At 61.0% G+C, this 12,674-nt stretch carries 7 protein-coding genes; all 7 read right to left on the bottom strand.

Annotated features, from left to right (window positions below):
• Positions 1 to 2,047: 2,047 nt before the first annotated feature.
• Positions 2,048 to 3,088: a pectinesterase family protein gene (locus IC66_RS0141005; protein ID WP_011084794.1), complete on the bottom strand. Its 1,041-nt coding sequence runs from the start codon at positions 3,086 to 3,088 to the stop codon at positions 2,048 to 2,050.
• Between the two features lie 218 nt (positions 3,089 to 3,306).
• On the bottom strand, positions 3,307 to 4,605 hold the full coding sequence (locus tag IC66_RS0141000) for a glycoside hydrolase family 28 protein (RefSeq protein WP_014497833.1): 1,299 nt from the start codon (positions 4,603 to 4,605) through the stop codon (positions 3,307 to 3,309).
• 951 nt (positions 4,606 to 5,556) lie between these two features.
• Complete coding sequence (locus IC66_RS44585; RefSeq protein ID WP_014497834.1) at positions 5,557 to 5,847, bottom strand: hypothetical protein; 291 nt, start codon at positions 5,845 to 5,847, stop codon at positions 5,557 to 5,559.
• A 514-nt stretch (positions 5,848 to 6,361) separates the two neighbouring features.
• Positions 6,362 to 7,531, bottom strand: coding sequence for a Wadjet anti-phage system protein JetD domain-containing protein (locus IC66_RS0140990; protein WP_038951298.1), 1,170 nt, complete (start codon positions 7,529 to 7,531; stop codon positions 6,362 to 6,364).
• Between the two features lie 2 nt (positions 7,532 to 7,533).
• A complete protein-coding gene (locus IC66_RS0140985; RefSeq protein WP_038951296.1) occupies positions 7,534 to 10,968 on the bottom strand; it encodes an SbcC/MukB-like Walker B domain-containing protein in 3,435 nt (1,144 codons plus the stop codon).
• Positions 10,965 to 11,603: a DUF4194 domain-containing protein gene (locus tag IC66_RS0140980; RefSeq protein WP_014497836.1), complete on the bottom strand. Its 639-nt coding sequence runs from the start codon at positions 11,601 to 11,603 to the stop codon at positions 10,965 to 10,967. Before IC66_RS0140980 ends, IC66_RS0140985 begins: the two co-directional genes overlap by 4 nt.
• Positions 11,593 to 12,674: Wadjet anti-phage system protein JetA family protein (locus IC66_RS0140975; RefSeq protein ID WP_049806757.1), on the bottom strand; the 1,082-nt coding region annotated here is incomplete at its 5' end. The genes IC66_RS0140980 and IC66_RS0140975, both read right to left, overlap by 11 nt.

Below are 12,674 nucleotides of genomic sequence, written 5' to 3'. Positions count from 1 at the left end.
GCCGCGCTCTTCCGACCCAGATCGTCGCGCTATACGGCCCGGCTGCCTCGCATAATCAATTCGTAAATTCGTCGAAAAGACGTCAGATTGCCCAGCGTCGCGCGACGAATTTTCACTGCTGCTCCGGCCAAGCGCCTTGCCGATTCCCGACTTGAAGCGTGACCATAATCTGCGGCTTTTTCCGCTTTTGGCCGACGCGGCAGACTCTGCGTCCGGAAAGCTTTAGCGCGCGCTGCTGAACAGATCATCTCGCAAACTAGACTGCAGCACTTGCGTCGCAGCGGTAAGCTGAAAGCTGGGAATGTCTACGCTCCGGCGCGTGTCGCCTAGCGCACTCTCCCTAAAAGTGGAGTGCGGCGGCGCCCGCATCGAACCGCCGAAATCGTCCCGCCGGACTGCTCGACCACCTCCTGCGGGAGGCCGATCAGGTGAAGTTGACTTGCTTTGATCAGACGGATCGAGATGCAAATCCTCCATACGCTTCTCAAAGTCGCCTTGCTCGCTTGAGTCGCCCCGTCGCTGACCCGCCCGCCCCGGCAGCGCGGCGTACTCCCGCATCCAGGCTCCTGAATCGAAGAATGGGTCAACCGGATCCATCCTGCTCTCCTCATGTTTGTAGAGACCCTGCAGCAATCCGTACGGCCTGGATTACGGCGAGATTGCAGCTCTTCAGATTCTCGATTGTTGTAGCCGCAACCTTTCAAGAAGCTGACGAGATCAGGATATTGCTGCGCGCGAGACCGGCGTCGCATCGGCACCCGCCTGACGACGGACGGAGTTGCTCCAATTTTATCGCACCTCTTCGCCGGTTTCGTGTTCGAGCTGACGAAATTGGTCGACCGATCTAACAATGGATCGCCGGTCGATCGTGCGCCGAATTCAAGCATCACGGCGGGACTTACATAGCCGCTACCGTCTCCAATGGATCATACGTGACGTGCATCTTGTCGTCCTTGGCATCAATTTTGGTAGTGAGCTTGTCCTATTGCAGGCGTTCATTGATGACGCACAACGTCTTTTCCTTGACGCAGACCGGAGGCGTTCTCGCGCGTTGGCACTTTTGCTTTGACTGCGGTTCTGAGGGACCAAATTGTCCACCGGGTCCGGAGCTGTTGCTCGAATGCCGTATGTGAGATCCACGTCGTACGAGAAACGGCGAATTGCGCCGTAAGCCTTCGAAAGGGACGTTCCGCTCGGAGACGAGATTCTCGCCCAGTGGCGACGAGCGCGTTCAGGCATCAAAACGACCCCAAACATTCTTTTTCGAGAAGATGTGCAGGGCGTCCTGAGTTCGCAGCAGTAACGGTGCCTGGCAAGCCAAGTTGGCAATGAAGATCCGGCAGACTTCGATTCGCTCACTTCAATCGGGCTCAGTCTTTGACTGAGGGACCGCAAGGCTTCTCTTGCAGTCTCGGGACCGCCCCGCTCGAGCGCGCACGACCTCACCTGCACGACGGCTTGGCCATCGTAAGCTGCCAACGCGGTGCATGCTTGAACTCCACAACTTGCTTGCCAAGATGGAGCTCGCGGAACGCCCCCGAAGTCAAATAAACCTGCCGAACAGTCTGCGGCCTCGTCAACCGAGTTGGTTGGCTGAGGCAGCGCCTCCGTAACCGATGATTTCGCCGCGGCGCGCCTTGGTCTCCTCAACAACTTTTCGACCGACTGAGCTCTCGTTCCGAAGCAACTTTCGACGGGGCGCAGATAGGCGCCCTCGCCTCGCGCACGGGAATTTTCGTCGCTCACCGACCGAACGAATATAGCCGCGAAGCATCAGCCCACTTCGCTCTCCGGAGATCTGCGCAAGGCGCTGAACAGGCAAATCAGCCGTTCCCGAGCGATGACGACGTGCTGACGTGACGGTCCGTAGAGCTTGCCGACACTGATCCGCCAAAACGGACAAGATGATCTGCGAGCTGAAGCGGGCGCATGTGGGTGGACGGCGAACAGATGAGATCGTCGCGCCGGCCCCCCTTTCCGTCGGTTTGGCTCCGGCGGCGGTTGGGTTGCTGTACAAGACTCTCCATCACAATCAGGCTCGCTCCCCTCATTCATCCGAGGATCGCCGTGGAACCCCTTCACCGTGAACATTGCTCTTTGTTCGAACCTGATGGTTCGTGGGCAGCCAATCTGTGACACCCGCGAAGAACACTCTCAGCGACCATCTCGCAGCTTCGCCATCTTTCAGTTGATGGGAATGAGGCTCGCGGCCTGATGGGTTAGCACCGATGCCGAAGGATCTATATTCGGCATAATAGCTCGTGCTCAACTTGTTGGTCTCGCCGGGAGCCCATTCGCGCCAGCCTTCCGCAATCACTCGTGCATCTATCTTTGTCGACAGGAAGACCACTGTGGCGTAGGAGCGCCAGGGGCGGCCAAGCGCGATATAGCGCGCAGCAGGGTCGGCACTTAGCCTGCAATGATCAAAAACATAGCCACTGTCCTCATCCGGCGTTGCCTTGCTCTGAGCGGTATAGATGACCGCTTGATTGGCGATGCCGTGCAATTCACATTGCCGGAACCAGACCTTGGCGTTGCCAAATATGAAATCGACATGCCCTTCGATGTAGCAGTTCGAGAAGTATTGTCGTGACATTCTACCGTTTGGTCCCTTGCCGGCAAACAGCGTGTCCTGGGCGCCGAGCAGGCGGACGCGCGTAATGACGTCCCTATCTCCGGTAACGGACAGCGCTACCGCCTGCGAAGGTGGATTGGCCGGATTGAGGGCATAGTCGTTCTGAATGGTCAGATTCTCGAGCCGGAAGTCATCGCTAGGGGCATCCAGCGTCGCCGAACGGGCCGTTCCTCCTACATTGACCGCGCCGTCGCCATACACAATGACCGTATCCTCCGGCTTGTTGCCAGTCCCTGCGAGATGAACACCGGATTTCGTGATTTTAACCTTCTCGCGATAGATGCCTGGCGCGATCCGGACGTTTCCGCCTTCCGCCGGCAATGCGTCGATGGCTTGCTGCACGGAGTGATAGTCTGCATTTCCGGCATGCGACACCAACAGTGGATGAGCGTACGCCGCGGCGATGCAGAAACATCCCGCCAGAAGTGCAGCGGAGGAAACGAAAATTCGCATGTGATCTTACACTTCGTTTCTCAGCGGGATAGCCGTCGCGCATCGACACAAGATTTTCATCGCCAAATCAGAACCTGCGTCACCTTGACATTTCCGGCCCTGCAAAACTGTCGGCCAATAGCAACCAACTCGGGACATGAGCCCGACCTTCGTCAACACCAGTAATCTTGGCCCCAGATGCGGAACTCACCACCTGAGTTCGGCGCCGCGTGTAGTGCTTACCGATTGCCGTCGCGGAATGCCTTGGAACATACCTCCGATCCGCGCAGCGGCGGTTGTGTAGCTCGTCCGGGCAGCGGGGGCCATACGTCAGAGTGATTTGCGCTGACGTTCGCATGTTCAAGTTGCCAAGTCGCGGAATTGGCAAATCGAACATCTTCGAGTGTCACGTCCAGGGCATGCCGCTCGTCTATGCCGCGCATCAGCAGCACACCAGTGTCGCCATGCACATGACGGAGAACGATTTGCCGATAGACCGGAATCCTCGTGCCTTGAGCGCGCGGATCATATTTTGCATCGAAAGCCAGCGGCCACCGGTTGCCCCTCAGGCACACGTACTCATAAGTCACGTTCTCGACCAGACCGCCTCGACCAACATCGCTCTTGATGCGCAGGCCCGACGTCGTACCATCCAGTGTCAGATTACGCACCAATATGTCTCTGGCCCCGGAATTCACCTCGCTGCCGATCGACATGCCATGCCCCCAGCCGAAATAATTATCAATGATCGAGATATGGCTGCTTGAACCATTGTCGCCGGCCTTGATTGCGACGTTGTCGTCACCCGTACGGATCCAGCTGTGGGTGATGGTCACATCCTGACTGGCGCCAAGATCGATGCCATCGGTGTTGCGGGCATCCGCCGGCGAATCGATCGTGAGGGCCCAAAACGTGGCACCTTCAACCCGGTTCATCGCGACATGAAAATTGGCAGCGTTGCGCAAGGTGACACCAGAGAACGTGATATCCTGCGCATGATCGACCTGGATCAAGCGTGGGGCGTTCTGATTGCCGCCCTGGGCTTGGGCGCGGCGGGCTAGCTGCCACCAGGTTTCCGCGCCGCCGCCGATCAGCGCGCCGCCCTGACCATCGATGATGCCCTCTCCGTAGATACCGCCGCCGCGCGTTTTAGAAAAGCTGATGAATGGCCGGCAACCGTCGCCCTTTTCCGCAATGCGACCACATTGTCCGAGGCCCTTGTCGTAAGCGGCAGGTTCGGGGATGGCGATCAGTGTCGCACCGCGTCCGACCCATAAGGTCACGCCCGATTTCATCTCGAGTGGACCTGAGTGAAACTCGCCGCGCCCGAGATAAACTGCAGCGCCATCGGGGCAATGTTCAATGGCCTCCTGTAGGCTAACTGTATCGTTCTTGCCGGAAGGCACAGGGCGATCACAGACCGTATCAGGTGCAACAGGTTCGGCGATAGTCCGGCGGTCTTGCGCTTTTGCGGCGGGGCCGACAACCATGGAGGCGAGTATGGACAATAGGGCCCAGTTGCGAAAACGCTTTGTCATTGACCTGCTCGTGCTTTTGTCACGCGCATCATTGTCGCGTGCCTTTTCTGGTATTGAGCGCTGGCTTGATCGAGTCGCCGCGTGCGTCACTGGCGCGCACAAGATGACATTTATCCGACGCAGTAGACGCCTGGACTTGAGATCGCGCAGCAGCACCTTGCCTATGCGCGAAAAAGATGAAGCGTTTTGCGATAGTACGAAAATCCAACAACTTCGTAACGTCAGCCTGCTCACACTGATTGAGCTCCCAACCGGTCCCCGATTTCATTTGTGCAACTCCAATTGCGCGTGAGTCCACGCAGCCTCTCGTCCAGGATCGGTGGGCAGTGAGTATTCGGGAAAGCTTTCGAGAAGCTGACGAGGCTACGGCCGGCACCGGATCGCATTCGCACCGGATCCCCTCTTCCTGGTGTCTCACGAATTTTTAGATGACTGCCGTTACCCGCCCTGTTCCGGAGTGATCGCTTGCGGGACATAGTCAGTGAGTTCCGTCATCATCCATGCGATGCCGGAGGCATGGTCGGCTTCCGCGGTCAGCACCGCTCGGCACGTCGCCTGCCCAACGGCCATAGCGGACCATCGTGGTCATTGAACGCGCCCGCTCGCGCCCCCTCCATGGACGCCTAATCGGAAATTTCAACGACTTAAAGACGGACAAGACGACCGAACTGGCTGGAAGTGGAGAGCTCTTGACACTCGATTCAGGACATCTACGTGAGCAGCCCCGAAACAGGAGGCTCTAGCCAAAGACGCGGCGATACGTCCCCTATCTGGTGCTGCTCTGCGCGCATCCCTGGCGGACGCACCGCGATCAGCCAAAAAGCCGAGCCTATCGGCAAGGCCGCACCTAATTGTCCAGTTCGCCCGCCGGGTTCGCAACACCATGCGTCTCGAGATCTTCGCCAGGTCCGTCCCAAAACCTGTCGCCGTTAACGTGCGCGGCGGCAGCTTTCAGCGGTCCCATCGAGGCGAAAACGCCACGGCAGCATCCGGGTTAACAGGATTATCGAGGCTTCGCGATTTAGGCGGCCGTGCGTTGCGTATTGAATTGTTTGCCGCAGAGTTGCGCTGGCGTTCATCGATCGAGACCGCTCGACACTCAAGCCTCCGCTCCAGATCCGCCAATCCTGCCTTACATTCGGCGACAACCGATTGGGCGCGAAGCAGCTTGACCTTGAGCTCGTCCTGTTGCCTGAGTATGTTCTCAAGATCCCAATCGTTCTGCATTAGCTCATTGACCATCTGCAAGCCCCGATGCAAGGCCGACACCTAGCTTCAAGAGCGCAGGCTCTGCATGTCGCAGATGCCCCACCCCGAACCATGGGCTAATCCGATGCCAAACGATCGTCCTGAGGACGCCTTTACGCTGGCGTTCTTGCTGAGAACCACCATTCGTTGCGAGCCCCCAAGACAATCGGCTTCTGCCCGGCAAACCGGAGCGCGATCCCAAGATGGCAGAGTTCGCGAGGCAGGCGCCCGGTTTGGAAAGCGCATCGGGGGACCTCTGCCATCGATCAAGCGGGCATATTTCATCTCAATACTTCAACCGGATGCTGAACGAGCATCATAGTCACAGGTGGTTTCGTCCCATCTTCAAGCAACTGGCATGCCAATGCTGGTTGAGCGTTTTTATGAAGAAACGATGTCGGTTTGCCCGCAGCACGTAGTTGCGGGCGGTGCTGTTGTCGCGCTTGAAACAAATGACGTCCTGAGCGAGACAGCCAAAGCCGCAACCACGAGCGTCCGCGCGCATTTTCTAATGAAACTCTGGCAGGACTGGATCGAGTTCTTCCTGCTCGAGCGTCTTGGCTCCATCTTTCGCCAGGTACGCTGCCAGAGCTGCGATACCGGAGTCCGGTGGACATCGAGCGGGTGCGGATTTTTTGAACGGCACTTGTCCCAAACGCTCGGCAACTTCGACACTCATGAGGTGGGCACGGATCGGCCGGTCGACGGCGCGCTCGATGGTGTGGAAGATCCAGGTGCCGTCCGGATCGATGTCCGACCAATGAAAGATCGGCGTCTGTTCGGATACCAATCCTGCGATCGTCCGCAGCGCCTGCTGGGTGGCAAGCGAGGGGTACCCTCCGACATACATGGTCGTTCCTAATCGGCCGGGGTCCGCCTCGGCGATGTGCCGGTTGAAGCTTGCGAAATTTTCGATCGTTAGCACGTAGGCCGGCGGCTCCCGGAAGCGGACGCGATCTGCTTCCTTGGGAGTGATTCCGAGATACAGCGGAGAGATTCCGGAGAGGTCGGCTCCATCGAGGTCGATCTTGCCCGCGATCAGCAGCGGTGGCGCGAAGCGCTCAAGGCCGATTGCCCGGAGCGCCTCGCGTGGCCGCGCGCCGGGGGGAAACTCCAGGATGCCGCTCAGGAGCCGCACGACCGCGCCTTCGATCCGTTCGAGCGTTTTGCTGTGCCCCACCGTTCGTCTCGAGAAGGTCTTGTAGTCGACGCCAAGATGTTTGTTAGCCAGGATGGCCTGGGCGAGAACGAACGCGTCGCGCAGTGTCTCGACATCGGACGAAGCGAACCCGTGCCACGTTTTCCCCCGCCCCCATACCTCGGCGACTTGGGAAGAGCTGTTCTTCAGAGAGTCGTGCATCGCCGCCCCGGCGACAAGCCGCACGGCGGCATCCTCCGCGATGCGCGACGCGGGGGTACGGCGGAGATATCGGTATAAGATCTCCGCCGAGGCTAACCGCACGTGCGCCACTTGGTCTCGGTTGGCGCCGCGCCCCCAGCGAATGGAGACCGCGGCGGCACTTTCGGCTTCCCTGATCTGTTTCAGGAAGGCGTCCGCCGCGACTACTGATGGGAAAGCGGGGTAGTCCGGGTGGGCGATCGGGCTTGCGGCCCCGGACTCGAAGCGGTTGAGCAGGTCGTTCAGCAGGCCGATCGCATCCGTGAAACGCCGAGCCATGGCTACTCGGCGGCCAGACGGGTGGCGAGCTCATCTTCGGACATCAGGTCCGGATCGATGGCCATCAGCTCGCGCTTGGCCTTCTCTTTCAGTTCCACCACAGTGGCCCTAGACTGCTCGCCGATCCGGTCCACCTCCACGATGGTGTCCATGTGCTCGAGCACGGCGACGCGCTTCTCGAACGGCGCCGCGATCACGAACTGCAGGCCGAGGTTTTTGTAAAAGCTCATCATCTGCCGCTGGTTCTTGCCGTCCATCTTGGAGAAGGCCTCATCGAACATGGCGAGCGCGAAACCGGCGGGCTTGCCGGAACGACGCTCCGCGCTGCCGTAGACGGCGGCCAGCGAAGCGCCGATGGCAACGTAGATAGGCACCTGTTGTTCAGCGCCAGACCCGGTGCCGCGCCGCTGCTCCCAGCGGGTCGAGCGGCCGGTGGCAACATCCTCCATGTGGATCTCGAAGGTGTAGAAGTTGCGGTAGTCCTCGAACTGGGCGAAATCCTTGTCGGGGTCCTCGAGCAGCGCCTCGAGTGCGACGATCGTATCCTTGTGCGGGAAGTCATCGGGCACGTCGCCCCGGAACAGCATATCGAGCGCCTCCGGAGAGGTTTTGGCGATTTCGATAATCTTCAGGATGGGCTGGAATTCCACCATCTGGGTGCGATGGAATGAATATCGCTCGTTATGGAAGGGATGTGCGTAGAGGCTACGGTTCAACGATTGCAGCTCCCGCTCCATCTTTCCGATCCGGGCCGTGAGCGCATTGATGAATTCGCCGCGCAGCAGGGTGGAGGCCTTCTCTGCCGCTTCCCGCGCCTGCCTTTCGTACTGGCGCAGCTCGTTGGATTCGATATCCGAGATCAGCTGCTCCATCCATGGCTTCACCTCCCGCAGCGGCTCGCTTTCCGCGCCGACCTGCGAACTCATCCCGAACTGGTCGAAGTAATCGTAAAGAAGCTCGCGGACCCGTCGCTCGATCCGGGCGCGCTCGTTGTCGGACGCGTTCGCATCCTTCAAGGCCTTCTCGGCGATAGCCCGGTGTTTCTCCGCGAAGCCCTTTTGGGCTGCGGCATCGAGGCGGTCGCGGTAGACGGCCCTGCCTTTCGCGGTGGAGTAGAGTGGGAAGAACTTGCGGTATATCGACCGGGCGACCCTAAGGTTGAGTTCGGAGCCAGGCACGTTCTCGCCCTCTCCGAGCCTCCTCTCCGCCGACCTGACCTCGCCGTCATGCTCGCCGAATGCCTTCTGCTGTGTCTTTCTCTCCTCCAGCCTCTTCTCCTTCAGCTTCTGCTGCGCCCTCTTTTTTTCGCGAAGCCCGCCGTCCCCCGCGCCGTCGAGAGCATCGAGCCTGGCCTGAGCTTCAGCGACCTCAGTCTGCGCGGCCACGAAGGCGGCCGCGCACGCCCCCAGGTCATTACGTCCCTCGCAGATGTTCTTCAGAGCGGCAAAAGCCTGCTCCGCGGCATGGGCCTCCTTCCCCTTGTCGGTCATGATCCGACCCAGCTCCTCGGCCTGATCCTGCAGGGATCGCAGGGCGTTCGCCTGGGCTGCCTTTCCGATCTTATGCTGCGAGGATTCGATCCAGCGATGGCTCCGGACGAGTCCGTCGTCGTAGAGGCCGTCCTTCATAATCGCCCGGCCGGGCCTGTTGAACTGGTCGAGCGTGTCGGCGAGACGGACATTGCCGTAGCGGCGCATGATGAAGGCCATCGCGTCCGGATCCTGGCTCCGGAAGATCGAGGGGAAAGTGCCGCGCTCCGGCTTGGCCCTGAACTGCTCGAGCTTGTTTAGGCTCACGAGCGATGCATGGCGAAACTCGCGGCGACCTTCCTTGAAGATTGACGTGGCGGCGCTGATATCCGCTCTGTCCACGAACACAGCTTCCCGGTCGCGGCCGAGGAGCGCCTCGGCGGCTCCCACCCACTCGGGTTCGGCGACTTCGATGATGTCGCAGAGTACGCGCGGGACCATTCCCTCCTGCCGCAGCCTGCGGCAGAGGAGTTCAGTGTCGTCGCCGAGATAGGCACGCGCCCCTCCGGCGGCGTGCTGTCGGATCCGTTCGAGCACCTCGTCGCGCCTGCCGCGGAGGCCAGAAAGCTCCGCGATGATCGTTTGACGCGCTTCGTCGATCTTCGGCAGCCATTTGGCGCCGCTTGCCGCGAAGGACTTCTCGGCCGCGGTGACCTCGTCGGAGACGCCCACGATGTCGGCCCCGGCGGTGGCGGTCAGAAGACGCTCAAGCGCAGGAACGAAGTCCTCGAAACCGTCCGCGCACATCGCGCGTAGCGGCTCCAGGCGACGGATGTTCTCCATGCGAGCCTTGAAGTCCGCCGAGGCGCGGTGCGCCGCCTGCCCGGCCACATCGGCGGTCTGCTGCAGGGACTTTCTGCCGGTCTTGGCATCGTGCTCGGCGATCGCGGCCGTGAGGCGTTCGATCTCCTTATCGATGGCCTTGACGTCGTCGTCGATGAATTCGAGTTCTTTTGCTGCGGCGTCCCGGCGGGCCATCTCGGTACGCCGCTTGGTCTTGAAGTCCAGGTTTGTCGCGCGCGCCGCGAGCCAAGTCGCGCGTTTTGCGACCCATTCCTCCCTGAACTTGGTCTCGAGCGCCTCTTCAAGCGCGGCGAGGACGCTCCGAAGCGCCCTCAGGGCTTCGAGCCTGAGGCGCATTTTCCGGATGGTCTCGCTGATGTTGTGGTATGTCTGGATCGACTCGCGCAGCTCCTTGATGCCGATCGGACTGTCCTCGAGGATGTAGTTCCGCACGAACTGCGTCGCCGTCTGGTTGTGATCGAGCGTCATCGCGTTGACGATTGATTTCTGCAGGGCGCTGGCGTTCTGTTCGCCAAAGGACGAATGCGGCAGAAGATGGCGCATGTACTCGCGGACATAGTCGCTCGCCCGGTCGCGATGATTGACGAAGCTGCCTTCGCCGACCGCCGCGACGATCCGGGCGCGCACGTCCTCCCATTGCGCCGGGAATTGCGACTTTCCTCGCTGCTCGATGAAGTCCTTGGAGCTCAGAACGGTCCCGACGGCGACGAACAATGCCAGCACAGTCTCCCTGCTGTCGGACTTGCGCGCCTCGAGCGCCATGCCGATCGTGACCGGTGGCCGGGCGTCTTCCGTGTCTTCGAAACCGAGCGCGATGTAGGTGCGCGCCTCGTCGCGCCGGCGCTGGTCTTCGCCGAGCGTCCCAAGGCAGTAATCGACGACGCTGCGCTTCGAGCCGCTGCGCGATTTTCCGCTATCGCCGGCGACCGCGTTCAGGCGCAAGAACCGCCGGCTCGCGCCGGTGAGAACGACCTGTGCCATGTCGAGGATTGTCGATTTGCCGGACCGGTTCTCGCCCAGGACCCCGACGTGTCCTGTCACGTCGATGTCGGCGACGTCGAACAGGTGCCAGTTCACCATCGTCAGGTGGCGTAGCTCCATCATGCCTCGCCTCCTGTGGGCTGCGGAAACCGCGCCTCCTCGCTACGGACGTAGCGCTCGAGCCGTTGGAGGGCATCGCCGCCACTGATCAGCTTAATCATCGGACGGATCCTGATCTCGCAGTCCTGCTGCTCGTCGTCAAAATCACCGATCTCGACCAAACTGCGTTGGGCGACCTCGCGCAGGATGTCCCGGAACCGGGCGGCCGAGATCGCGCCACCGCCGCCGTGTTGCGCCATCTCGCGGTAGCGATCGAACAGGTCGTTCAAAGTGGCCACTACGACGGCCCGGTCCTCGACTGCTCCGACGTTCACCTCCTGCTGCCAGTATGCCGCCAGCACCAGCATGACGATGGTTTCGTCGAGCTTCATCCGGGGCAGCGGCACGTCCTCGTCCATGGCGACGATGCCGGCCCACTGCGCCTCCGGATCGCGGTGGACGCGGTATCCGCAACTATCGAAGAAGCCGTCGACCACGTCGCGGAAGCGGCCGTCCATGATCGTGTTGTAGACTGTCCCGGTCCGGGGGTCTCCCGCGAACACGAACTGCCGCCGTAGCAGGAAGTGCTGCGCTTTGCGGAGGTCGGCTGCCTTTTCCGCGCCGAAGGAGCGCTCGACGTTTTCGAACTCACTGAGCATGAGCCGCCCTCGCCTTCCGGAGTGCGCCCGATCGCTTGACCAGGAAGTTGGCGCAACGGAGCCATTCGCTGTCGTGTGGGGGCGTGTCGGGGCACGGTTCGAGTTCGAACCCGGCCGCGACCTGCGCCGGAACCTCGCCTGTCAGCGCATATCGGCGGGCGCAATCGAAGGCGAGAAAGTCGTCCACGGTATCGATTTCCATGAAGCGGGCTTCCCTGGTCGCGAATGGCGGCACCTGGCCCTCGAGGAATCGTCTGACATCCTCGGGGCGGGGCGCGATGCGAGCGATGTACTCGAGGCGGAGCTTCTTGCGCAGTTCATACAACGGATCCGACGGCGGCTCGGCGAGCTCCCTTGCTTCGACGGGACGGCGCGGCTGCCTGGCCGGCGCCTGATGGTGCTCCGACCAGGGCGACCGCAGCGGCTCGATGCTCCATTCGATTGTCGCCTTGTGGTGCCTGCCGTCGCGCAGTAAGGCATCCAGGCGCCGCACCAGGTCGCCGGCCCGGCCGACGAGTCCCTGCCCGCCCCGCTCGGCGTACTTAATGGTGTTGCGGACCCGGGCTTCGAGCTGCCTGCGGAAGGCCTCGATCCTGTCGAACATCTCCCCGATCTGATCGAAGATGCTTTCGATAGCCAGCAGGTCGTCGGCCGCGGCCATTCGACCGTCCTCGATGTCGGCTGCCATGCTGGAAGCTATGTACTCCTCGGCGAGGACCTGCATGGTTTCCGGGCTGTAGGAGATCCTCCGCGCGAGATCGACGATGGCGTCGCGGAAGCGGTATGGATGGTTGACGGTGAGGATGGACTCGAAATCCTTCAGCAGGAGCTGTTCGATGAACTCCTCGAAAAAGGCTTCGAGCCGGGTAGCGACTGTTTTCGACTCCATGACGGTCCGTCGGACGCGCTTCAGGTCGGCCAGAATGGCCCGCAGACTCTTAGTGAACTGGTCGGCCTGATTGCGCGCCTCGCGGACGGCGAGCGCGGCTTCGCGCTGCTTGCGGTCGGTGATCTCAGGCCTCAGTTTTTCGACGGCCTCCAGGTTGAGGCGGATTTGCACGATCAAGCCGC

It is taken from the genome of Bradyrhizobium genomosp. III, assembly GCF_000261705.1.
Taxonomy (GTDB): Bacteria; Pseudomonadota; Alphaproteobacteria; order Rhizobiales; family Xanthobacteraceae; genus Bradyrhizobium; species Bradyrhizobium ottawaense.
Note: the sequence above shows the minus strand (reverse complement) of the source record. Positions and strands in the feature narration are given on the sequence as shown.

Bases quoted from the DNA above. Each gene is read 5' to 3' on its own strand.
- IC66_RS0141005 (WP_011084794.1), bottom strand. From the start codon at position 3,088: ATGCGAATTTTCGTTTCCTCCGCTGCACTTCTGGCGGGATGTTTCTGC.
- IC66_RS0141000 (WP_014497833.1), bottom strand. From the start codon at position 4,605: ATGACAAAGCGTTTTCGCAACTGGGCCCTATTGTCCATACTCGCCTCC.
- IC66_RS44585 (WP_014497834.1), bottom strand. From the start codon at position 5,847: ATGGTCAATGAGCTAATGCAGAACGATTGGGATCTTGAGAACATACTC.
- IC66_RS0140990 (WP_038951298.1), bottom strand. From the start codon at position 7,531: ATGGCTCGGCGTTTCACGGATGCGATCGGCCTGCTGAACGACCTGCTC.
- IC66_RS0140985 (WP_038951296.1), bottom strand. From the start codon at position 10,968: ATGATGGAGCTACGCCACCTGACGATGGTGAACTGGCACCTGTTCGAC.
- IC66_RS0140980 (WP_014497836.1), bottom strand. From the start codon at position 11,603: ATGCTCAGTGAGTTCGAAAACGTCGAGCGCTCCTTCGGCGCGGAAAAG.